Raw genomic sequence first — 22,793 nt, 5'->3', positions numbered from 1 at the left:
AATGCTTAGCAACTGATGGTCGATCGGAACTCGTCCGCCGAGCCAGGTCGGAAACTGCGAAGGCAAAACCCCTGGTCAGACGCGCTTTTTTAGACGTTGAAGCGGAACTCGACCACGTCCCCGTCGGCCATGACGTAGTCCTTGCCCTCCATGCGGGCCTTACCCCTGGCGCGGGCTTCGGCAACGGATCCGCACTCGACGAGGTCGTCGAAGCTGATGATCTCGGCCTTGATGAAGCCCTTCTGGAAGTCGGTGTGGATGACGCCCGCGGCCTGCGGGGCCGTCCAGCCCTTGCGGATCGTCCAGGCGCGCGTCTCCTTCGGCCCGGCCGTCAGATACGTCTGCAGCCCGAGCGTGTTGAAACCCTTGTGCGCGAGCTGCTCCAGGCCCGGCTCGGTGATTCCGACCGACTCGAGCAGCTCCTTCGCCTCGTCCTCGTCGAGCTCGGCGACCTCCGACTCGAGCTGCGCGTTGAGGAAGATCGCCTCGGCCGGCGCGACGAGCTGCTGCATCTCGGCCTGGAACGCCTCGTCCGTCAGCTGCGACTCGTCGACGTTGAACACGTAGATGAACGGTTTCGCCGTCAGCAGTCCGAGCTCGCGGATCTCGCTCGTGTCGAAACCGACCGAGCTGAGCGTCTTGCCCTCCTCGAGCACCTTCTGCGCGGCCAGGGCAGCCTCGTAGACCGACTTCTCGGTCTTCTTGCCCTTGACTTCCTTCTCCAGACGCGGCACCGCCTTCTCCAGCGTCTGCAGGTCGGCGAGGATCAGCTCGGTGTTGATCGTCTCCAGATCCGAACTCGGCGAGACCTTGCCGTCGACATGGTGGACGTCGTCGTCGACGAACGCACGCACGACCTGGCAGATCGCGTCGGCCTCACGGATGTTCGCGAGGAACTTGTTGCCCAGGCCCTCACCCTCCGAGGCGCCCTTGACGATGCCCGCGATGTCGACGAACGACACCGTCGCCGGCAGGATCGCCTGCGAGCCGAAGATGCCCGCGAGCACCTTGAGGCGCGGGTCCGGCAACGGGACGACGCCGACGTTCGGCTCGATCGTTGCGAACGGGTAGTTGGCTGCGAGGACGTTGTTCTTCGTCAGTGCGTTGAACATCGTCGACTTGCCGACGTTGGGGAGACCGACGATTCCGATGGTGAGTGCCACGATCGACGATTCTACCGACCGACCATCGGTCGACCTATTCGCCGGGCGTACCCTGCGGCCGCCGTATCGTGAGCGCATGCTGATGCACCTGCGCCTCACCGTGCCGAGCACACTGTCGTCGCAGGTTCGCACCCGCCTCGTCGATGACGAGGCCGTCACCAACGTCACTGTCTCCCCCGGTGCGGTACTCAAGCCCGTAGGCGACCTCATCGAGGCCGACGTCGCCCGCGAGGCCGTCAGTTTCGTCATCGACGACCTCACCGACATGGGTCTCGGCGACTCCGGCGGCATCGTCCTCAGCGAGCCCCTCGCCACCCCGTTCCAGCGCGCCTCATCGGTGGAGCGTGCGGCCCACGGCGACCCCGACGACGCCGTCATCTGGCGCCTCCTCGTCGAGCGGGCGAAGGGCGCAAGCCACATCACCGTCAACTACCTGGCGTTCCTCGTCATCGCCACGGCTCTCGCCTCGATCGCAGTTCTCACCGACTCGTCGGTGCTCGTCGTCGGAGCGATGGTCGTGGGCCCCGAGTTCGCCGCGGTCGCAGCCACGTGCGTCGGCCTCGCGATGCGTGAGTGGCACCTCGCCGGCCGCTCGTTCGCGCTTCTCGTCTGGACCTTCTGCGCCGCCATCGCCGTCATCACGGCGCTCGCGTGGGTCGGCCTCCACGTCGGGCTCTTCGACGCCGACATGGTGACGCGCGAGCGACCGCAGACGAACTTCATCTGGCGGCCGGACAAGTGGTCGTTCATCGTCGCTCTTCTCGCGGGCGCGGCCGGGGTGCTCGCCATGGCCATCGACAAGTCGAGTGCCATGGTCGGCGTCTTCATCAGCGTGACGACGGTGCCCGCCGCCGGCAACGTGGCGCTCGGCCTCGCGATCTGGGACTGGCAGGAGATCCGCGGCTCGCTGGCACAACTCGGCCTCAACATCGCAGGCATGCTCATTGCCGGCGTCGTGACGCTCGTGGTCGAGCGCCTCGTGTGGCGCCAGCTCGGCGAGGAGAGCCGATTCACCCTGACGCAGCGGCACTTCAACCGCGCACACCGCTGACGCGCGGGGCCACCGAAATCCCCGTCGTTCCGCGGTTGTCGGTGGCCCATGCCATCGTGAGGGCATGTCCCCGCTTCTCGCCGTCGCCCTGTTCGCCCTCGGGCTGACGCTCGGCGCCATCGTCGCCTGGCGCCTCACCGCGCTGGTCACCGCGGGGCGCGCACGCGACGACCTCGCTGCCGTCAGTGCCGAGCGTGATGTGCTGCGCGAACGCGTCGTCGACCTCGAAGCCACCGTGAGCGACGACGCCCAGACGGCCGCCGCGCTGCTGCCGCTGCGCGACACCCTGGCCCGTGTCGAACACCAGGTGGCAACGCTCGAACGTGACCGCGTGGAGCAGTACAGCCACGTCGACGTCGCGCTCAAGGACGTGCGAGCCAGCACGGAGCTGTTGCGGCGCGAGACGTCGTCGCTCGCCGGCTCGCTCAACGCCTCGAGCGTGCGCGGGCAGTGGGGCGAGGCGCAGTTGCGCCGCATCCTCGAACTCGCCGGCATGCTCAACCGTTGCGACTTCGACGAGCAGTGGCGCGGACACAACGACGAAGGCCGCCCCGTGCGCCCGGACGTCGTCGTCCACCTGCCCGGCAACCGCCAGCTCGTCATCGACGCCAAGGCACCCATGAGCGCGTTCCTCGAGGCGCAGGCCACGGACACCGACGACGCCCTGCGCGCCGCAGCCCTCAAACGCCACGGCAAGGCCCTCGCGGGGCATGTCGACACTCTCGCGTCGAAGCGCTACTGGAGCGCCGTGGCCACCTCCCCCGACTTCGTCATCGCGTTCGTGCCCGGCGATGCCATGCTCGCCGCTGCGCTCAACGCCTCACCTGGCCTGCTCGAGAGCGCCATGGAGCGGCGCGTCGTCCTCGCCTCCCCGAGCACCCTGCTCGCCACGATGCGCAGCGTGGCCGTGCTGTGGCAGCACGCCACCGTCGAGGACAACGCCCGCGAACTCCTCACGCTCGGTCGCGAACTCCACGAGCGCATCGGCACCCTCGCCAAGCACACCCACGACCTCGGCGGCTCACTGCGCCGCAGCGTCGAGGCCTACAACCTCTTCGTCGGTTCCCTCGAATCTCGCGTCCTCGTGACGTCGCGCCGCATGCACGAGCTCGACCTCGCCACCGCACCGGCGCCCGAGGTCACCCCCCTCACCTCGGTGCCGCGTCCGCTCACCCACGAATCGCTCCTCGAGGCGATCTACGACGACCCCGAGGACGACGAACGCCGCCGAGCCTGAGGCCGGGCGGCGAACGACGAGACGAGAACAGCCGACTACCTGGCTGCGGCCGCCTTCGGCTTATCGGCGTACACCGTCGACACGCCGATCGGGTCGCCACCCTTCGGGTACGCCACCGCGAGCGCCCGAGCAATGCCCCGCGCCTTGGCTGACGACCCCGTTCCGTTGTTGTGGTTCGCATCATCCTGCAGGAACCACTCGGGGTGCGGCAGGGCTTCCGACGCCCAGTCGTAAACGCGCAGGTTCGGGTAGCGCTTCGTGGCCGCCACGACCTTCTCGTTGAACGCCGCCATGTTCTTGTTGGCGTACAGCGGGTTGTTCACCCAGGCCTGCGTCACCGACGTCACCCACAGCACCTTGGCGTTCTTCGGTATCTGCTTGAGCAGCGCATCGACGCGCATGTCGGCCGTGAACGGCGACTCGCCCTTCGCCATCGTCGCGGCATCGTTCATGCCGAGCGCGAGGACCCAGCAGCCGTCGAAGCCCTCTCGCACGTGCTGCGCCACGGCCTCCTTGCCGTTCGTGTCGCTACCGAAGTGCTCGATGATGTTGCGGCCGCCCTTGATGTCCTCGAGCACCGTCGTCACCCCAACGCCCTGGTAGCGCGCGCGGATGCGTTTGGCCGGATCGGTGATGTTGGTCGAGGCACCGTCCTCGAGCCCGAGCGACGACGAGTCACCGATGTGCATAACCTTCTCGCAGGACGTCTTGAGCGGCTTCCCCGGTTGCGGGTAGGCAACGGCAGGAGCCGCAGCGGCCTTCTTCGCCGCCTTCTTCTGCGAGTCCGCATTCTGCTTCGCCGCGATCTCCTTGACCGACATCTGCGGCAGGTTGCCGACCGCCGCCATCGCGCCGACGGAGAGCGCCGTCAGAGCCCCACCACCGACGATGAACGGCGGCAGCACACGTCGGCTCGCACCTGCACGCATCGGCGCTGTGCCGCGCTTCCACGCCCCGACGAGCCCGTAACGACGGATCGGGTCCTCGACCACGACCCAGGACAGCGACGCGATGACAAGCGTCAACACGACGACGATCGTGCCTCGCAGGAGGGTGTTGCCGTAGAACGAACGCTCGGGCAGAAACGCCGCAACCGGCATGTGCCACAGGTAGATGCCGTACGTACGCTCACCGAGCCAGCGCAACGGCTGCACCGACAGCACCTTCGCGATGACGTTGTTCGGGTGTGCCGCGGCGAAGAGCACCATGCACGTCGCGATCGTGAGCAGCGCGATGCCACCGCGGTAGATGAAGGGGGACGTCTCCGTCGTGAACGCCGCGAGCAGGCCGATGCCGACGAGACCTAGGGCGCCGATGAGGGCCACGCCCGCGCGATGAGCAGCACTCGCGAAACGCTCGGCGACGCTCGGGTGCCACAGGAAGGCCAGGGCAGCACCCCACAAGAGCCCGCCGGCACGGGTGTCCGTGCCCTCGTAGGCCCGTGTGGCGTCGGCGTTGCCCGTCGGCGCGACGACGGCGAGCAGGATCATCGAGACGAGCCCGAGCGCGAACGTCACACCGGCGACCTGCTTGAAACGCCCCTTGAACACCGTGAGGAGACCGAGCAGAAGCAGCGGCCACAGGACGTAGAACTGCTCTTCCACCGACAGCGACCACAGGTGCTCCAGCGGCGAGGGCCCCTCGAAGCGGTTGAAGTACGTGTCACCCTCGAGGATCGTGCGCCAGTTCGCCACATAGAAAAGAGCCGCGAGCGCCTCTCTCGTTCGCTCACCGAGTTTGTCGGGCGTGAGCAACGCAACCGCGATCATGACGACGACGAGCAGGAGCACGACGGCCGGCAGAAGTCGGCGGGCACGACGGATCCAGAACGTCTTCAGCCCCAGGCTGCCCTTGCGCTGCCACGAACTGATGAGCAGCGACGTGATGAGGTACCCGCTGAGGGTGAAGAACACACCCACGCCCAGCAGGCCACCACTCATGTGTGGCACACCCACGTGGTAGGCGATGACGAGGGCGACGGCAATGGCACGCAGGCCGTCCAACCCCGGGTAATAAGCAGCGCGCGCGTCTGTGGGCCGTGGCACCGGCGTCCTCACTTCAATGATCGACTCACCACGGTGGAGTTCCCCGCCCACCGCGTGGTCCGACCATAAGAAAGGACTCTTAATGCCCCCTGAAATTCCGGGGCATTCCGGTCACGATTTGACAACGCTCACCCGCGGGGGTGAGCCAAGAATCGTCTTACGCCGCGAGGTCAGTGAAGGTCTGCGACAACACCCTGACCGACGACCTTGGCGCCGTCCGGAAGTCCGCGCGCCTTGAGGTCGCGGCGCAGTTCCATCGGCAGTGCGAACGTCAGCGATTCCTCGGCCGAGATGATCGGCTTGACGTCCTCATAACCGCGCTCGGCGAGGAACTCGAGAACTTCGCGCACGAGGATCTCGGGAACCGACGCTCCGGAGGTGACGCCGACCGTGCCGACGCCGTCGAGCCACGCCGGGTCGATCTCAGCGGCGTAGTCGACGAGGTGACCGTCCTTGGCACCGTGCTCGAGCGCCACCTCGACGAGACGCACCGAGTTCGACGAGTTACGCGAGCCGACGACGATCATGAGGTCGGTGTCCGCCGCCATCTCCTTGACCGCGAGCTGACGGTTCTGCGTGGCGTAGCAGATGTCGTCGCTCGGCGGATCCTGCAGTTTCGGGAACTTCTCGCGCAGACGGCGCACCGTCTCCATCGTCTCGTCCACGGAAAGCGTGGTCTGCGACAGCCACACCACGCGCTCCGGGTCGCGAACCTCGACGTTCTTCACGTCGTCGGGGCCGTCGACGAGGGTGATGTGCTCGGGCGCCTCGCCGGAAGTACCGATGACCTCTTCGTGCCCCTCGTGCCCGATGAGGAGGATGTCGTAATCGGCATCCGCAAACCGGATGGCCTCGCGGTGCACCTTCGTCACGAGCGGGCACGTGGCATCGATCGTCTTGAGTGACAGCGCCTTGGCCTCGTCGTGAACGACGGGGGCCACACCGTGCGCCGAGAAGACGACGGTGGCGCCCTCGGGCACCTCGTCGGTCTCGTCGACGAAGATCGCGCCGCGACGTTCGAGCGTCGTCACGACGTGCTTGTTGTGGACGATCTCCTTACGCACGTACACCGGCGGGCCGTAGAGGTCGAGAGCCTTCTCGACGGTGATCACGGCACGGTCGACGCCCGCGCAGTACCCGCGCGGGGCGGCCAGCAGGACACGCTTCGTCTGAGTTTCCACACCCCCATGGTAACGACCCGCGCTGTGTGCCGCCTTGACGCCTACAGTGGGCGGGGTGACGAACGTTCCCCCACACCTTCCTCAGCTGGCGGGTGACACGAGCGCCGAATCGCCGTGGCCCGTGCGCGTGCTGAGCATGAAGATCGCCGAGTACGTCGATCGCATGTCGCCGCTGTGGGTCGAGGGCCAGATCGTCCAGCTCAACGTGCGCGCCCGCACCGCCTACCTCACCCTGCGTGATGCCGACGTCGACATGTCCCTGTCGCTCACCGTCCCGACGAACACGCTCAACGCGATGGGGCCGCTCGTGCGCGAGGGGGCGCGAGTCGTCGTCCACGCGAAACAGACGTTCTGGACGAAACGTGGCCAACTCATGCTCGAGGGTCGCGTCATGCGTCCCGTCGGCGAGGGCGAACTGCTGCTCCGTCTCGAGCAACTCAAGCGAACGCTGGCAGCCGAAGGCATCTTCGACCGCGACCGCAAGAAGGCCCTTCCGTTCCTCCCCCGCCGCATCGGGCTGGTCACCGGCCGAGCGGGTGCCGCAGAGAACGACGTCGTCGAGAACGCTCGCAGACGATGGCCCGCAGCACGCTTCGAGATTCGGCAGGTCGCCGTCCAGGGCCCCGACACGGTGCAGCAGGTCGGCGGTGCCATCCGCGAACTCGACGAGATCGACGACGTCGACGTGATCGTCGTCGCGCGCGGCGGCGGCTCCTTCGAAGACCTCCTGCCGTTCAGCAACGAAGCCCTCGTGCGCGTCGTCGCCGCAGCCCGCACGCCGATCGTCAGTGCCATCGGCCACGACGTCGACACGCCCTTGCTCGACCACGTGGCCGACCTGCGCGCGTCGACGCCCACGGACGCGGGCAAGAGCATCGTGCCGGACCTGGCCCTCGAGAGCTCGTCGCTGCGTGAGGCGCGGGTGCGCCTCAGCCAGGGGCTGCGCGGGCGCTTCGCCGCCGAACGGCGCCACCTCAACGCCCTCGTTTCCCGGCCGGCGTTGGCCGACCCGAGTTCGCTCGTCGCCGACCGACGTGACGACCTCGACCGCATGACGAACCGCAGCGCCTACGCCCTGCGCCAACGCCTCTCGCGCGCCCACGACCAAGTCGCTCACGCCCGTGCGCAGGTCGTCGCGCTCTCACCGCAACGCACGCTCGATCGTGGGTACGCCGTCGTCCAGCAGGTCGACGGCACCCTCGTCACCTCGCGTGAGAGCGTCAGCGCCAACGACCTGCTCAAGGTGACGGTGGCCGACGGCAACTTCGCCGCCACCCCGGTGTCGGCAACCCCGACGCGAGACTCGAAGGCGCCCACGCCGAAGAAGAAGACGAACGCCGCCCGAAAGACACGAGGAGACGACGCATGAGCGACGACACACAGAACGCAGGCGAAGCGACCGGCACCAACGCCTCGACGCTGACGGCCGTCGACACGAGCGACATCGCCCAGATGGGCTACGAGCAGGCGCGCGACGAACTCGCGTCCATCGTGTCCACGCTGGAGAGTGGCCGCACCCCACTCGAGGAGAGCATGCGCCTGTGGGAACGCGGCGAGGCTCTCGCCGATCACTGCTCGACGTGGCTCGACGGTGCACAGTCACGCATCGAGGACGCCGTGGCGCGGCGCGAGGGCCGCGACGGTGAGGATGACGCCGAGCAGAAGTGAGCTGACCGGCCGGGCGTCGGAGTTCCGAGATTCAGCTCGACCGACGACGGCCGAGCCACAGCGTCACTTCGTGACGGCGCTGATGGGCTTGGCCGACTTCGCGACCTGCTCGAGCTGATTCCACGTGCCCTTGCCGGTGACGACGGTGTCGAGGCCCGCCAGCGGCGTCGTGCGCACGAGCGCCTTCTGGTCGCCGTCCATCTCGACCTTGCGCCACGTGGCACCTCCAGCCTTGAGCTCACCGGAGTTCGTGCCCTTGGCGACCTTCGCGAACCACGCCGCGCCACCGTCCTTGCGCTGCTGGATCGAGAGGTAGTCCTCGCCCGCACCCTGGTATCCGGCGCGCCAACGCTCCGGGTTCTCCTTGTCGCCGGGGATCATCGCCGCGTGGACGGGACGCCAGGGCGAACCGAGGCCGTCGGCAACAGCGACGTCCCACTTCTTCGACTGCGAGACCTGCCCGGCCACGCCTGCCGCGTCGACCGTGGCGAGTTTCGTCGCACCCTGACGAGGAATCAGGGCCAAAAGCACCAAACACCCCGCGATACAGGCGATCATGGACAGGACCATGCTCTTGGCATTGCCCTGCATCCCACGCCGCTTCGGCGGCTGGGGTGTCGGGTTGTCGTTCGTGGCGGTTTCGGGGGGCGTGCTCACGCCCCTATGGTCTCCGACAATGCCCCGTCGGAGCGAACCGGGTCCGTCCGAGCGCTCACGGCGGTGCGATGCCGAGCCGTTCGACGCCGTCGTTCCAACCCCGAGGAGACATCGACGTGACCACGTCCCTGCCGACCTATCAGATCCCCGACCGCAACCTCGCGCTCGAACTCGTGCGCGTCACGGAGGCCGCCGCGATGGCCGCCGGCCCGTGGGTGGGCCGCGGCGACAAGAACGCAGCCGACGGTGCCGCCGTCGAGGCCATGCGCACGCTCATCTCGACGGTGAGCATGAACGGCACCGTCGTCATCGGTGAGGGCGAGAAGGACGAGGCGCCGATGCTGTTCAACGGCGAGCGCGTCGGGGACGGTACGGGCCCGGACGTCGACGTCGCCGTCGACCCGATCGACGGCACCACGCTCACTGCCAAGGGCATGCCGAACGCCGTCTCCGTGCTCGCTGTGAGCGAGCGTGGCTCCATGTACGACCCGAGCGCCGTGTTCTACATGGACAAGCTCGCCACCGGCCCCGAGGCTGCGGACGTCGTCGACATCCGCCTGCCTGTCGCCGAGAACATCCGGCGCATCGCGAAGGCCAAGGGCACCTCGAACAACGGCGTCACCGTCGTCCTGCTCGACCGCCCGCGCCACGAGGGCCTTGCCCAGGAGATCCGTGACGCCGGCGCCCGCATCAAGTTCATCTCCGACGGTGACGTCGCCGGCGCCATCATGGCCGCACGCCCGAACACCGGCGTCGACCTGCTCTTGGGCACCGGCGGCACCCCCGAGGGCATCATCGCCGCCTGCGCGATCAAGTGCATCGGCGGCGTCATCCAGGGCCGTCTCGCCCCGAAGGACGACGAGGAGAAGCAGCGCGCTCTCGACGCCGGCCACGACACCAACCGCGTTCTCACGACGCACGACCTCGTGCGCGGCGACAACTGCTTCTTCGTCGCCACCGGCGTCACCGACGGCGAACTGCTGCGCGGCGTGCGCTACCGCGAGGACGGCTGCACGACCAGCTCCCTCGTCATGCGCAGCAAGAGCGGTACCGTACGAGCCATCGAGGGCGAACACCGCCTGAGCAAGGTGGCCGAGTACGCCTCCGAGCAGTACCAGTAAGCACGACCCGTCCCCCGCGCCCTCGTGGGGGTTCACGCCCCCACGAGGAGCCGCATGTCCCAGCCGAACACCCGCACCACGCTCGTCATCGGCGAGGCACTCATCGACGTCGTCCACGCACTCGACGGTGACGTGACCGAGCACGTCGGCGGCAGCCCGCTCAACGTCGCCGTGGGCCTCGCTCGGCTGGGGCACACCGCCGTGCTTGCCACGCACCTGGGCAACGACGCACGTGGCGAGCGCATCCGTGACCTGCTCACGGACGAGGGCGTCGACGTCACGATGTCGAGCTTCGACCTCGAGTCGACCTCGACGGCCCAGGCCACGCTCGGCGAGGACGGTGCCGCAGAGTACGAGTTCGCCATCGAGTGGCCTCCAGTCACCGGCATTCCGCACGACGCCGAACACCTCCACACCGGCTCGATCGGCGCCTCTCTCGACCCGGGGGCCGCTTCCGTTCTCGACGCGCTCAAGGCTGCGCGCAGCGCCGCGACGACGTCGTTCGACCCGAACGTGCGGCCCTCCCTCATGAAGTCCCCCGAGGACGAGCGGGTTCGCGTCGAGGAGTTCCTCCACCACATCGACGTCGTGAAGTCGTCCGACGAGGACGCACAGTGGATCTACCCGGACCGTAGCCTGCGAAAGATCGCGCACGGTTGGGCCGAACTCGGCCCGCGACTCGTCGTCATCACGCGCGGTGGCGACGGCGCCTTCGTCGTCGTGGGCAACGGCGAGGAGCTCGAGTTCGCGGGCCACTCCGTCGAGGTCACCGATACGGTCGGCGCCGGCGACTCGTTCATGTCCGGTCTCATCTCCGGCCTCCTCGACGCCGGCCTGCTGGGTGGCGCGGAAGCCCGTAGCCGCCTCGAGATGGCGCAGGCCGACGACGTGCGCCCCGCCCTCGAGCGCGCCCTCCTCACCTCGGCCACGACGGTGACGCGCGCCGGTTCGAACCCACCTCACCGCCATGAGGTCGTCGCCGACGAGTCGTGAGACTTCTCACCCCGCGCCTCCCACGGATGCATTCCACCCTTTGGTTTAGTTAGGTTCGCCTTACCTAACTAATTCAGGAGGTGCCGTGCGTCCCAACGCACTCTTCAGCGGCAAGAGCTTGCCCGAGTACGAGCAGGCGATCAGCGAAGCAGGGGCCGTCGTTGCCGACGCCGTGGCCTCGGCGAACCACCCGGCCACACCGCGGCCACCGGCTCACCTGCGCTCCGTCGTCCGCCAGGTCGACCTCGATCGCCCCCTCGGTGAGCTGAGTTCGGCACTGGAGGAATCACGCGACCTCTTCCTCGAGCACGCGGTGTGGTTCCACGACGCCCGCTACCAAGCCCACCTCAACTGCCCCGTCGCCACGGCCGCCATCGCGGCCGACGTCATCGCCTCGAGCGTCAACACGTCGGTGGACACGTGGGATCAGAGCCTCGCTGCCACCCACATCGAGACGCATCTGCTCGAGTGGCTGGCCGGCCGACTCGGACTCGGCGATCTCGCCGACGGCGTCTTCACGAGCGGCGGCACGGCGTCGAACCTCCAGGCGCTCCTGCTCGCTCGGGAACACTCCACCGCCGACGGCACTCCCCTCGACGCGCTACGCATCCTCACCTCACCCGAGGCCCACTTCAGCGTGACGAAGGCCGCCCGAACCCTCGGCCTCGCAGCCGACGCCGTCGTCCACTGCCCCACCGACGAGCGCGGCCGTCTGCGCCCCGACGGCGTGGAGAGCGCCATCGACGACGCCGAGGAAGCTGGCCTCACGGTCATGGCCGTCTCTGCCACTGCGGGGACGACCGACCGCGGGGCCGTCGACCCGCTCGCCGCGCTGGCACAGATCACGCACGGCCGCGGGCTGTGGCTGCACGTCGATGCCGCCGTCGGTGGCGCGCTCGTGACGTCGAGCCGCCACTCCTCGCTGCTCGACGGGATCGGTGGCGCTGATTCGGTCACGGTCGACTTCCACAAGACGTGGTACCAGCCCGTGGCCGCGAGCGCCCTGCTCGTGCGGGACCGCCGCATGTTCGCGCACTCGCGCACGAATGCCGACTACCTCAACCCCGAGCACGCGCGTGTGCCAAACCTCGTCGACAAGAGCCTCGCCACGTCGCGTCGCTTCGATGCGCTCAAGCCGTGGATCACGTTGCGCACCCACGGCGCCGACGCCATCGGATCGTGGCTGGACGCCTCGCTCGACCTCGCGCAGGAGGCCCACACGATCGCGGAGGCAATGCCCGATCTCGAGGTCTTCGAGCGCCCGTCGACCCACATGCTGCTCTTCCGCTTCACGGCCGTCGACCTCGAACAGCGCGACGACGTCAATGACGCCATCCGCGAGACCCTCTTCATGGAGGGCCGCACGGTCATCGCCCGCACCCGCTGGGGCGGTGAGACGTGGCTCAAGCTCACGCTGCTCAACCCGATGGCCGACGCGGCCGATCTGCGCGCGACGTTCGACGACGTCGTGCGCACCGGCCACCTCCTGGCCGGTGACCTGAGTGCGGAGGTGAGCGCATGAGCACGGTTCACGACGTCCTCGCGGTCGGCTGCGGACCGTTCAACCTCGGCCTCGCGGCCCTTGCGGAACCACTTGACCTCGACGTCGCCGTCCTCGAGGCACGCGACGAGTTCTCCTGGCACCCCGGCATGATGCTCGAGGGCGCCACGATCCAGGTTGCGTTCATGGCCGATCTCGTGACGATGGCCGACCCCACGTCGCGCTGGTCGTTCCTCAACTACCTCAAGCACCACGAGCGGCTCTACCCCTTCTACATCCGTGAGTCGTTCTACCCGCTGCGCGCCGAGTACGACGCCTACTGCCGTTGGGTCGCGAGCGAGCTCGAGTCCGTCGAGTTCGGGCACCACGTCGATCGCGTGACCTACGACGAAGGACGCGACGCCTTCGAGGCCCGTTGCACTCTCGCCGACGGCACTCAGGTCACCCGCTACGGAAGGCATCTCGTCCTCGGTGTCGGCACCGCGCCGCACGTGCCGGAATCACTGGCCGACCTCGACGGCGTGATTCACACCGCCGAGTATCTCGACCACCGCGACGAGCTCGCCGAAACAGAACGCGTCACCATCGTCGGCAGTGGCCAGAGTGCCGCGGAGGTCTTCCACGACCTGCTCGTGCGGCGCGGTGAGGACGCTCCCGGCGACCTCACGTGGGTGACACGGTCTCCGCGCTTCTTCCCGATGGAGTACACGAAGCTCACGCTGGAGATGACGTCGCCCGACTACGTCGACCACTTCCACGCGTTGCCCAGCGCTCGTCGTGACGCTCTGGGGCGCGATCAGCGCAACCTGTTCAAGGGCATCAGCGGTGACCTCATCGACGCCATCTACGACACGCTCTACGAGGCGTCGCTGCACGGACGCGTGCCGGCCCGGCTCGGCACCGCACAGGAGGTCGTCGCCGCCGAGACGACAGCGGACGGCCAGCTCCTTCAGCTTCGCCACCTCGACACCGACGAGACCTCGACGCTCACGAGCGAGCGCATCGTCGCGGCCACGGGCTACGCCTCCCGTGTTGGCTCCCTCGTCGAGGGCCTGCCGAACGTACAGCTCGACGAGCGGGGTCGCCCCGCCGTCACCCGCGACTTCACGCTCGACGACGGCCGCGGGCGCATCTTCGTCCAGAACGGGGAGGAGCACACCCACTCGCTCACCGCGCCCGACCTCGGCATGGGTGCCCACCGCAACAGCGTCATCCTCAACCGCATCCTCGGAAGGGAGGCATACCGCGTCGAAGAGCGCATCGCGTTCCAGACGTTCGGTCCGCTCCATGACTGACACCCAGACCAGCCCCAACCGCCACGCCGGCAAGAGCGTCCGCGCCCAGGACGTCGACTTCAGGCCACTCGACGTCGAGCGGGACGTCCCGCTCGTGCACAGCTGGCTGACTCACCCGCGCTCGCACTTCTGGGACATGCAGGAGGCCACGCGTGACGACGTTGCTGCCGGTTACCGCCGCACCGCCGAATCCCCGCACGAGGACGCCTGGATCGGAGAGATCGACGGCATGCCGATCGTTCTCGTCGAGACGTACGATCCCGCACACCACCCCCTCTCCGACCCGGCAGTCGGCGCCGATGTGCGTGACGGTGACCTCGGCATGCACCTGCTCGTCGCCCCGCCGGAGGGTGAAACACGCCGCGGCCTGACGAGCGCCGTCATGGAAGCCGTCGTCGGGTTCTGCTTCTCCCGCGGCGCCGACCGCATCGTCGTCGAGCCCGATGTGCGCAACACCGCCGTCCACGCGAAGAACGCCGAAGTCGGGTTCGAGCGCGTGGCCGACGTTCAGCTTCCCGACAAGCGGGCTGCGTTCAGCGTCTGCACCCGCGACGCGTTCACCCGCGCGTGCTCCCCGACGAACCGTGCGTGGGACGAAGCCGAACGCCTCGTCACGGCCAAGGCGATCGGCGAGTTCGCCCACGAGCTGCTCATCACTCCAGAGCCGCTCGAATCCGGCGCCTACGCACTGCGCATCCCCGCGAGTGACGACCGGCAAGCCGTCGACTGGTACTTCCGCGCGCGGCGCTACGCGCTCGAGCACTGGCACGTCGACCCGCGCAGCATCGAACGCCGCACCCTCGACGGGCGCATCGGCCCGGCGAGCGCCACGACGCTCGTCCTCGACCTGCGCGACGCTCTGAGCCTCGACGGAGACCTGCTCACCACCTATCTCGAGGAACTCTCCTCAACCGTCGCTCACCGCGTGCGCACGAGCGACCCGTCGCGTCCGACGAGCGCGGACCTGCTCGATGCCCCCGCACACGACGTCGAGGCGGCCATGGCCGAGGGCCACCCGTGCTTCGTCGCGACGAACGGGCGGATCGGCTTCTCCGCCGACGACCTCGCGGCCTACTCCCCCGAAACCGGCGCCGACGTGCGGCCGCTGTGGGCTGCCGTACCGAAGGACGTCTCACACCTGTCGCACAGCGATCAGCTCGACGAGGAGCGCGTTTACCGTCTCGCGCTCGGTGACGCGCAGTACGAGCGTCTGCAGGAGCGCATGCGGGAGGTTGGCGTGGAGCCGAGCACCCACCGGGTCATGCCTTTGCACCCGTGGCAGTGGAGCGAGCGGGTCCGGACGACCTTCGCCGAGGACGTGGCGCGTCGGCGCATCGTCCTGCTCGGCGAGGACACGGACAACCACCGCGCCTGCCAGTCGATCCGAACCTGGACGAACGTCGACGACCCGGCCCGTCCCTACGTGAAGACTGCCCTGGCAGTGCGCAACATGGGGTTCGTCCGTGGGCTGTCACCCGCCTACATGCGCGCGACGCCTGCGATCAACGACTACGTCGCGAGCATCGTCCGCCATGACGCCACGCTCGAAGCAGCCGGTTTCGACGTCCTCACCGAGTTCGCCGCCATCGGCTACACCGGCGACGTCTTCCACCGAGAGAACCTCACCGGCCCGCAGACGAAGATGATCGCCGGGCTGTGGCGCGAGTCCGCTGCCTCCCGCACCCCCGAGGGCGAGCAGGCCATGACGATGGCGGCGCTGCTCCACCGCGATCCGCACGGGCGGGCGTTCGTCACCGAACTCGTCGAAGCGTCGGGCCTCAAGGCACGCGAGTGGCTGCGTGGATACCTCGACGCGTACGTCCTGCCGGTCGTGCACATGCTGTCGGCGCGCCGACTGGCGTTCATCCCGCACGGCGAGAACATCATCTTGCGTCTTCGCGATCACCGCGTCGTCGGCGCCTTCCTCAAGGACATCGGCGAGGAGGTCGGCCTCATGGACGACGGGTCCTCACCCGAACGCGTTGCCGCGCTTCCCGAGGAGATCCGGCGCATCGTCGTCGAGGCGAGCAGCGACGACATCGCGCTCGGGCTCTTCACCGACGTCTTCGACGGCTTCCTGCGGTTCCTCGCTCCGGTCTTCGTCGAGGACGGCCTGCTCACCGAGGACGAGTTCTGGGATGAGGTGAGCGACGTCATCGGCGACTACGAGCGGGAGCACCCCAAGCACGCCACATCGCTGCCTCTGCGGGCGCCGTCGTTCGCCCGCAGCTGCCTCAACCGTCTCCAGTTGCGCAACCCGCTCGAGATGGTGAGCCTCGACGACACCGTCGGTTCGCTCATCAAGACCGGCGAGATCGCCAACCCGATCGCGAGCTGACCGCCTCGAGCTGCGTCCGAACCTGACGAGGGCCGCACCCTCCCTTTCGGGAGGATGCGGCCCTCGTCAGGGGATCAGGCGATCCGCGTTCACCACTCAGGCGACGTCGTTGCCACGCGAGATGGCGCCCTTGGCGTCACGCTCCTGCGCACGCTTGAGAGCAGCCTTGCGCTGCTTCTCCGAGGCCTCGGCGATGCGAGCTGCCTTCTCCTCGTTGCGCGTGTAGTTGTGACCCGACTCCGGGTCGAACACGTGCATGTGTGCCGGGTCGAACGCGAACTCGACCTCGTCACCCTCGAAGATCTGCGAGCGAGCGTCGAGGTTGACGACGATCTGGCTGCGAGCGCCTTCGCCGTCGAGCTCCTTCTCGAGGTTGTCGAGGTGGCCCTGGACCGACGAGTCCTGCTCAAAGGGGATGTAGGCGTACTGCTCGTTACCCAGCCACTCCGTCTGGTCGACGAGCGCACGGAACGTGGCACCGCCGGAGACCGGGTTGACCTCGGCGTCCTTGATGTACTCGGGGCGGATACCGACGATGACGACGTCCTTGCCCTTGACGTCGGCAGCGAGCTGCGGCGTCATCGGAACCGAGACGAAGGGCAGACGCAGCTGGTCGCCTTCGACGCGAGCCGGGACGAAGTTCATCGGCGGGGAGCCGATGAAGCCGGCGACGAAGAGGTTGACGGGCTGTTCGTACAGCTCACGCGGGCTCGCGCACTGCTGCAGGACGCCCTTCTTGAGGACGGCGACGCGGTCACCCAGCGTCATGGCCTCGGTCTGGTCGTGGGTGACGTAGATCGTCGTGATGCCGAGGCGACGCTGCATGCGAGCGATCTCGGTACGCATCTGGCCACGCAGCTTGGCGTCGAGGTTCGACAGCGGCTCATCGAAGAGGAACGCGTCGGCCTCACGGACGATGGCGCGGCCCATGGCGACTCGCTGACGCTGACCACCGGAGAGGTTGCCCGGCTTGCGGTCGAGGTGGTCGTCGAGCTCGAGCATCTTGCTCGCCTCGCGCACCTTGCGCTGGATCTCGTCCTCGGAGTGCGTGCCCTTCGAAAGGCGCAGCGGGAACGCGATGTTCTCGAAGACCGTCAGGTGCGGGTAGAGGGCGTAGTTCTGGAACACCATCGCGAGGTTGCGGTCGCGCGGGGCCAGGTCGTTGACGCGCTTGCCGTTGATCTCGAGGTCACCGGAGGTGATGTCCTCGAGGCCGACGACCATGCGCAGCAGGGTGGACTTACCACAGCCGGACGGACCGACGAGGATCATGAACTCGCCGTCGGCGATGTCGAGGCTGACGTCGTTCACGGCCGGGAAGCCGTCGCCGTACTTCTTGATGATGTTCTTGAGCTGAATGCTTGACATTTTTTGTCTCTCCTAAGAGGGCCGGGCGTCAGCCCTTGACGGCGCCAGACGTGAGGCCGGAGACGATCCGACGCTGGAAGATCAGGACGAGGATGATGACGGGGATCGTCACGATGACGGCCGCCGCGGCGATGGCGCCGGTCGGCTGCGTGAACTGGCTGGCACCGGTGAAGAAGCTCAGCGCGGCGGGAACCGTGCGGGCGTTGCCGGAGGTCAGCGAGATGGCGAAGACGAAGTCGTTCCACGCCGTGAAGAACGTGATGATCGCCGTCGTGAAGACGCCCGGGCCGGCCAGCGGAGCGATGACCTTGCGGAACGCTTCCCACGAGGAGGCGCCGTCGACCTGAGCCGCCTGCTCCATCTCCCACGGGATCTGCTGGAAGAACGCCGAGAGCGTCCAGATCGACAGCGGCAGCGTCAGCGCGAGGTACGGAATGACGAGGCCGGGGATCGTGTCGAACAGGCCGATCTGACGCCACATGTTGAACAGCGGCGTCACCATGGCGATGACCGGGAAGAACGAGACCGCGAGGGCCATCGTGAGGATGACCTTCTTGCCCGGGAAGTCCAGGCGGGCGATCGCGTACGCACAGAACGTCGCAAGGATGACCGAGATGACCGTGGCGAGCAGCGAGACGATGATCGAGTTGCGCAGCGCCGGCATGAACAGGTCGGACGCACCGCCCTTGAGGATCAGCTCGTAGTTCTCGAAGCTCGGGTTCGTCGGGAAGAAGTTACCGAAGGTGTTCTCCTTGCCCGTCGTGTCGGTCAGGGCCTTGTCGCTCTTGAGCGACAGGGCGAAGATCCACACGAGCGGCAGCAGCGTCCAGATCATGACGGGAATGGCGAAGCCGAGCATTCCCCACTTGGCCTTGTTGGAGACGTTGGTATCCATCAGTTGTTCCTCCCAGCGGCCAGGTCGACCTTGAAGCCCTTGACGAAGATCGCCGCGATGATGAGCACGCAGAGGAAGAGGATGACGGCGAGCGCCGAGCCCATGCCGATCTCCACTCGGTCGATGGCTTCACGCGAGACGAGCATCGACAGGGACGTCGTCTTGTTGGCACCGCCGGTCATGACGTACGGGTTGTCGAAGATGCGGAAGGCGTCGAGCGTGCGGAACAGCAGGGCGACCATGATGGCGGCCTTCATGTTCGGCAGGATCACCTTCGTGAGGCGCTGCCACCAGGTGGCGCCGTCGACCTTGGCCGCCTCCTCCATGGAGGAGTCGACCTGGGCAAGGCCCGTCAGGAGCAGCAGGGACATGAACGGCGTCGTCTTCCAGATCTCCGAGAGGCAGATGACGAACAGCGCGCTCCAGCGGTCGCCGAACCAGTCGTAGTCGAGCGGGAAGCTACCGAACGACAGCGTGTGCAGCCAGTGGTTGACGAAGCCCGTCGAGACGTCGAAGCCGAACTTCCACGCGAACGCGGAGACGACCGTGATGATCGCGTACGGCAGCAGGACGACGGTGCGCAGCGTGCGACGCGGCATGACGATCTTGTTCATCAGCATCGCGATGGCGAAGCCGAGGATCAGCTCGACGACGACCGTCACGAGCGTGATGATGAGCGTCGTCCACATGGCCTCCCAGAACAGCGAGTCCTTGAAAGCGGAGACGTAGTTCTGCAGACCGACGAACTTCTTTCCCGCCGGGTCGGTGAGACGGTACTTGAAGAACGACAGGTACAGCGCGTTGAGGATCGGGTACATCGTCACGAGAACCATGACGACGAACGCCGGGCCCGCGAGCTTCCAGCCGAGATTGCGCTCGGCCTTCGCGCGGTCGGAAAGGCGCGCCTTCTTGGGCTTTCCCGAGTCGGCTGCGGCCGACTTCTTGGTGTCTACAGCAGCGGAACTCACAGCAGTGCCTTCCCCTTCAGAACGTCAAGGATGTACTTCTGAGCCGTGGCCGGGGTCTGCTGGTTGACGGCGCTGGGCGGCGAGAACTTCAGCTGAAGGGCACCGGAGATGTCACCCCAGTAAGGCGAGAGCGGACGCGGGACGGCCTTGTCGAGCGACGTGCGGATCTGGGCGGCGATCCCGTTCGGGAAGGCCTCCTTCACCTTGGCGTCGTCGTACGACTTCTTGCGGCTGCTCGGGTTGCCCGAGGCCACCATGTAAGCCGTGGTGTTCTCCTGGTTCGTGATGCAGTCGATGGCCTGGTAGGCGAGGTCCGTGTGCTTGGAGTTCTTGCCGACCGAGAGCTGGATTCCACCGAACGGCGGCGCGGAGTCCTTGTCCGCTACCGTGCGCGGGTAGATCGCCGCGGCAACGTCCTTCTTGTCACCCGTGTACGCGCCGTAGGTGTACGGCCAGTTCACGAGGAAGCCACCGTTGGGTGCCTGGAAGAGCGTCAGCGAGGCCGTTTCGTCGGAAGAGCCGACGGCCGGGCCACCCACGCCGCTCGTGGTGACCTTGTTGATGATCGTGGCGGCCTTCTTGCCCGCCTCGGAGTCGAGACCGAGCTTGATGTTCTCGTACGTGGCGCTGGGGTTCTCGACGAGCTTGCCACCGGCACCCGCGACGAGCGCATTGATCCACACCGCATAGCCCTCGTAGAGCTTGGCCTGGACACCGACCTTGGTGTTCGTCTTCTGCGCGGCGCTGACGAGCTGGTCCCAGGTGACGGGCTTGCTCATGTCGAGGCCGGCCTTCTGGGCGACGGACTTCTTGTACCAGAGCAGCTGGGTGTTGGCCCAGAACGGCACCGACGTCAGCTTGCCCTTGTACATCGAGGCGTCGATGGAGCTCTGCACACGGTCCTCGGTGAAGTTCTTCTCCATCCCGGCCGGAATCGGCGCGAGGTAACCCGCGGCCGCGAACTCCGTGACGAAGGCGGGGTCGGCGCTCATGATGTCCATGGAGCTGTCACCCGCCGCGAGACGACGAAGCAGCTGCGTGCGCTGATCCGAGGCCGAGTTCGGCAGCAGTTCGACCTTGATCTTGTACTTGCCGCCCGAGTTCTTCGTGCAGTTAGCGGCCAACGTGGCCTGGCCACCCTTGCTGGCGTCGGAGTTACCGACGTCAGGGTTGATGTACCAGGTCAGCGTGGGCGTGCTGCCCCCGCCGCTGTCCCCGCCGCAACCGGCGAGCACGCCCGTCGCGAGCATCGCCATCGATGCTGCGACGGCTACCCGTCGGCGAGACTTGGATGTGTTCATGAACACCGCTCCATCCTTGATGATTGACGTTTCATGATCACCTGCTCATGTGACGATCGCCATAGTCAGGTGAGCACCGAGACCAAACGGTTACGCAGAAGCAACCGGCCCGTTATGCGAGCGGCGATAAGGGTCGAACAGTCACCCTCCAAGGGGTGAGTTGTGGACAGATGTCCGCCCTCGGCGCGCCCTCGCGACGACGGCATTCGGGATGGCGGCGCCCCGAGGACACGACGACCGCTCCGATAGGCTCCGCGCATGGCAGATTTCGCGTATTCGGACCTCCTTCCGATCGGCGAGGACACGACGACCTATCGCAAGCTCACCGACGAGGGCGTCCGAACCGTCGAGGGCCCCGGCAGACGAACCTTCCTCGAGATCGACCCGAGCGCCCTGGAACTGCTCGCGAAGACTGCGATGCACGACATCGCCCACTACCTGCGTCCGGCGCACCTCGCGCAGCTGCGCCGCATTCTCGACGACCCCGAGGCGAGCAACAACGACAAGTTCGTCGCACTCGACCTGCTGAAGAACGCGAACATCGCGGCCGCGGGCGTGCTGCCGATGTGCCAGGACACCGGCACCGCCATCGTCATGGGCAAGAAGGGCTCGCAGGTGCTCGTCGACAGCCCGTCGGCGCCCGACGAAGAGGCACTGTCGAAGGGCATCTTCGACGCGTACACCGAGCTCAACCTGCGCTACAGCCAGATGGCTCCGGTGACGATGTGGGACGAGAAGAACACCGGCTCCAACCTGCCCGCACAGATCGAGGTTTACGCCGACAGCCAGCCGGGGCACGAGACAACCTACAAGTTCCTCTTCATGGCCAAGGGCGGCGGCAGCGCGAACAAGTCGTTCCTCTACCAGGAGACGAAGGCGATCCTGAATCCGAAGCGCATGCTCGAGTTCCTCGACGAGAAGCTGCGCAGCCTCGGCACGGCCGCGTGCCCGCCCTACCACCTCGCCGTCGTCATCGGCGGCACGAGCGCCGAGTTCGCGCTCAAGACCGCCAAGTACGCGAGCGCCAAGTACCTCGACGAACTGCCCACGTCCGGAGACGCGGCCACGGGTCACGGCTTCCGCGACCCGCAGCTCGAGGAGGAGATCCTCGAGCTCACCCGTAACTTCGGTATCGGCGCCCAGTTCGGCGGCAAGTACTTCTGCCACGACGTGCGCGTCGTGCGCCTGCCGCGTCACGGTGCGTCGCTTCCGGTGGCCATCGCCGTCAGCTGCTCGGCCGACCGTCAGTGCCTCGCGAAGATCACGCCCGAGGGCGTCTTCATCGAGCAGCTCGAGACCGACCCGGCGCAGTTCCTGCCCGACGTCACCGAGGCGCACCTCATCGAGAGCGGCGACGCGGCAATCGGCGCGGGCTCGACCGGCAAGGGCGCCGCCGTCGACATCGACCTGAGCCGCCCGATGCCCGAGATCCTGGCCGAGCTGACGAAGCACCCCGTCAAGACGCGCCTGTCGTTGACCGGCACGCTCGTCGTCGCGCGCGACATCGCGCACGCCAAGATCAAGGAGCGCCTCGACGCCGGCGAGGAGATGCCGCAGTACCTCAAGGACCACCCGGTCTACTACGCAGGCCCCGCGAAGACGCCGGAGGGCATGGCGTCCGGTTCGTTCGGGCCGACGACGGCCGGCCGCATGGATTCGTACGTCAAGCAGTTCCAGGCCGCCGGCGGCTCGATGGTGATGCTCGCCAAGGGAAACCGCAGCGCCCAGGTGACCGAGGCGTGCAAGGCGCACGGCGGTTTCTACCTCGGCTCGATCGGTGGCCCCGCGGCTCGCCTCGCGCAGGACTGCATCACGAAGGTCGAAGTGCTCGAGTACCCTGAGCTCGGCATGGAGGCCGTCTGGAAGATCGAGGTCGAGAACTTCCCCGCCTTCATCGTCGTCGACGACAAGGGCGACGACTTCTTCGCGGCCACCGCGAAGCCCACCGCCATGACCATCACCACCCGCCCCGGCCTGAGCTGACGGCGTCGGCGACATCACCAAGGAGCCA

18 protein-coding genes are annotated in these 22,793 nt (G+C 67.3%); 10 read left to right on the top strand and 8 right to left on the bottom strand.

The features are described from left to right. Positions 1-89: 89 nt before the first annotated feature. Positions 90-1,163, bottom strand: a complete 1,074-nt coding sequence (ychF, locus tag EVU97_RS06270) for a redox-regulated ATPase YchF (protein WP_129664344.1) — start codon at positions 1,161-1,163, stop codon at positions 90-92. 76 nt (positions 1,164-1,239) lie between these two features. On the opposite strand from ychF, the gene EVU97_RS06265 reads away from it, so the two are divergent. Both EVU97_RS06265 and EVU97_RS06260 read left to right on the top strand, forming a co-directional pair. Next, complete coding sequence (locus EVU97_RS06265; RefSeq protein WP_129664342.1) at positions 1,240-2,214, top strand: DUF389 domain-containing protein; 975 nt, start codon at positions 1,240-1,242, stop codon at positions 2,212-2,214. A gap of 64 nt (positions 2,215-2,278) precedes the next feature. Further along, a complete protein-coding gene (locus tag EVU97_RS06260) occupies positions 2,279-3,451 on the top strand; it encodes a DNA recombination protein RmuC (protein ID WP_129664340.1) in 1,173 nt (390 codons plus the stop codon). Between the two features lie 35 nt (positions 3,452-3,486). Here EVU97_RS06260 and EVU97_RS06255 read toward each other — a convergent pair whose 3' ends face one another. Further along, positions 3,487-5,496 carry an acyltransferase family protein gene (locus EVU97_RS06255; RefSeq protein ID WP_165357895.1) on the bottom strand — a complete coding sequence of 670 codons (2,010 nt, stop codon included), beginning with the start codon at positions 5,494-5,496 and terminating at the stop codon, positions 3,487-3,489. A gap of 170 nt (positions 5,497-5,666) precedes the next feature. Beyond that, positions 5,667-6,677 (bottom strand): 4-hydroxy-3-methylbut-2-enyl diphosphate reductase, encoded by a 1,011-nt coding sequence (locus EVU97_RS06250; RefSeq protein WP_129664336.1) that lies wholly within the window; start codon positions 6,675-6,677, stop codon positions 5,667-5,669. Between the two features lie 55 nt (positions 6,678-6,732). Between EVU97_RS06250 and xseA the strand changes: the two genes are divergently transcribed. Further along, entirely contained in the window at positions 6,733-8,046 is a 1,314-nt protein-coding gene (xseA, locus tag EVU97_RS06245) for an exodeoxyribonuclease VII large subunit (RefSeq protein ID WP_129664334.1), read from the top strand. Further along, positions 8,043-8,345 (top strand): exodeoxyribonuclease VII small subunit, encoded by a 303-nt coding sequence (locus EVU97_RS06240; protein ID WP_129664332.1) that lies wholly within the window; start codon positions 8,043-8,045, stop codon positions 8,343-8,345. The genes xseA and EVU97_RS06240 overlap by 4 nt, the downstream gene beginning before the upstream one ends. 63 nt (positions 8,346-8,408) lie before the next feature. On the opposite strand, the gene EVU97_RS06235 is transcribed toward EVU97_RS06240, so the two are convergent. Next, positions 8,409-9,002, bottom strand: a complete 594-nt coding sequence (locus tag EVU97_RS06235) for a DUF4245 family protein (RefSeq protein WP_129664330.1) — start codon at positions 9,000-9,002, stop codon at positions 8,409-8,411. A 116-nt stretch (positions 9,003-9,118) separates the two neighbouring features. Between EVU97_RS06235 and glpX the strand changes: the two genes are divergently transcribed. The 5 genes from glpX to EVU97_RS06210 all read left to right on the top strand — a co-directional run bounded on the left by glpX (position 9,119) and on the right by EVU97_RS06210 (position 16,250). Continuing rightward, positions 9,119-10,123 carry a class II fructose-bisphosphatase gene (gene glpX, locus EVU97_RS06230; RefSeq protein ID WP_187035857.1) on the top strand — a complete coding sequence of 335 codons (1,005 nt, stop codon included), beginning with the start codon at positions 9,119-9,121 and terminating at the stop codon, positions 10,121-10,123. Positions 10,124-10,177: 54 nt separating this feature from the next. Next, positions 10,178-11,116 carry a carbohydrate kinase gene (locus EVU97_RS06225; protein WP_129664328.1) on the top strand — a complete coding sequence of 313 codons (939 nt, stop codon included), beginning with the start codon at positions 10,178-10,180 and terminating at the stop codon, positions 11,114-11,116. An 85-nt stretch (positions 11,117-11,201) separates the two neighbouring features. Next, positions 11,202-12,638, top strand: a complete 1,437-nt coding sequence (locus tag EVU97_RS06220) for an aminotransferase class V-fold PLP-dependent enzyme (RefSeq protein WP_129664326.1) — start codon at positions 11,202-11,204, stop codon at positions 12,636-12,638. Further along, positions 12,635-13,912 carry a lysine N(6)-hydroxylase/L-ornithine N(5)-oxygenase family protein gene (locus EVU97_RS06215; RefSeq protein WP_129664324.1) on the top strand — a complete coding sequence of 426 codons (1,278 nt, stop codon included), beginning with the start codon at positions 12,635-12,637 and terminating at the stop codon, positions 13,910-13,912. The genes EVU97_RS06220 and EVU97_RS06215 overlap by 4 nt, the downstream gene beginning before the upstream one ends. Beyond that, positions 13,905-16,250, top strand: coding sequence for a GNAT family N-acetyltransferase (locus tag EVU97_RS06210; RefSeq protein ID WP_129664322.1), 2,346 nt, complete (start codon positions 13,905-13,907; stop codon positions 16,248-16,250). The genes EVU97_RS06215 and EVU97_RS06210 overlap by 8 nt, the downstream gene beginning before the upstream one ends. Positions 16,251-16,346: 96 nt before the next feature. Here the strand turns inward: EVU97_RS06210 and EVU97_RS06205 are convergent, their stop codons facing one another. The 4 genes from EVU97_RS06205 to EVU97_RS06190 are packed head-to-tail and all read right to left on the bottom strand — an operon-like array spanning position 16,347 to position 20,782. Continuing rightward, positions 16,347-17,618, bottom strand: coding sequence for an ABC transporter ATP-binding protein (locus EVU97_RS06205; protein ID WP_129664320.1), 1,272 nt, complete (start codon positions 17,616-17,618; stop codon positions 16,347-16,349). Positions 17,619-17,646: 28 nt separating this feature from the next. Further along, positions 17,647-18,513, bottom strand: a complete 867-nt coding sequence (locus EVU97_RS06200; protein ID WP_118912221.1) for a carbohydrate ABC transporter permease — start codon at positions 18,511-18,513, stop codon at positions 17,647-17,649. Further along, entirely contained in the window at positions 18,513-19,481 is a 969-nt protein-coding gene (locus EVU97_RS06195) for a carbohydrate ABC transporter permease (RefSeq protein WP_129664318.1), read from the bottom strand. The genes EVU97_RS06200 and EVU97_RS06195 overlap by 1 nt, the downstream gene beginning before the upstream one ends. Further along, positions 19,478-20,782: an extracellular solute-binding protein gene (locus tag EVU97_RS06190; protein WP_129664316.1), complete on the bottom strand. Its 1,305-nt coding sequence runs from the start codon at positions 20,780-20,782 to the stop codon at positions 19,478-19,480. Before EVU97_RS06190 ends, EVU97_RS06195 begins: the two co-directional genes overlap by 4 nt. Positions 20,783-21,040: 258 nt before the next feature. Between EVU97_RS06190 and EVU97_RS06185 the strand changes: the two genes are divergently transcribed. Beyond that, positions 21,041-22,765 (top strand): fumarate hydratase, encoded by a 1,725-nt coding sequence (locus EVU97_RS06185; RefSeq protein ID WP_129664314.1) that lies wholly within the window; start codon positions 21,041-21,043, stop codon positions 22,763-22,765. Positions 22,766-22,793: the final 28 nt, after the last annotated feature.

It is taken from the genome of Dermacoccus sp. 147Ba (assembly GCF_004151355.1).
Lineage (GTDB): Bacteria > Actinomycetota > Actinomycetes > Actinomycetales > Dermatophilaceae > Dermacoccus > Dermacoccus abyssi.
Note: the sequence above shows the minus strand (reverse complement) of the source record. Positions and strands in the feature narration are given on the sequence as shown.

Excerpts from the sequence above, each read along its gene's own strand:
- EVU97_RS06265 (WP_129664342.1), top strand. The coding sequence starts at position 1,240 with ATGCTGATGCACCTGCGCCTCACCGTGCCGAGCACACTGTCGTCGCAG.
- EVU97_RS06260 (WP_129664340.1), top strand. The coding sequence starts at position 2,279 with ATGTCCCCGCTTCTCGCCGTCGCCCTGTTCGCCCTCGGGCTGACGCTC.
- EVU97_RS06240 (WP_129664332.1), top strand. The coding sequence starts at position 8,043 with ATGAGCGACGACACACAGAACGCAGGCGAAGCGACCGGCACCAACGCC.
- EVU97_RS06225 (WP_129664328.1), top strand. The coding sequence starts at position 10,178 with ATGTCCCAGCCGAACACCCGCACCACGCTCGTCATCGGCGAGGCACTC.
- EVU97_RS06215 (WP_129664324.1), top strand. The coding sequence starts at position 12,635 with ATGAGCACGGTTCACGACGTCCTCGCGGTCGGCTGCGGACCGTTCAAC.
- EVU97_RS06210 (WP_129664322.1), top strand. The coding sequence starts at position 13,905 with ATGACTGACACCCAGACCAGCCCCAACCGCCACGCCGGCAAGAGCGTC.
- EVU97_RS06205 (WP_129664320.1), bottom strand. The coding sequence starts at position 17,618 with ATGTCAAGCATTCAGCTCAAGAACATCATCAAGAAGTACGGCGACGGC.
- EVU97_RS06200 (WP_118912221.1), bottom strand. The coding sequence starts at position 18,513 with ATGGATACCAACGTCTCCAACAAGGCCAAGTGGGGAATGCTCGGCTTC.
- EVU97_RS06190 (WP_129664316.1), bottom strand. The coding sequence starts at position 20,782 with ATGAACACATCCAAGTCTCGCCGACGGGTAGCCGTCGCAGCATCGATG.
- EVU97_RS06185 (WP_129664314.1), top strand. The coding sequence starts at position 21,041 with ATGGCAGATTTCGCGTATTCGGACCTCCTTCCGATCGGCGAGGACACG.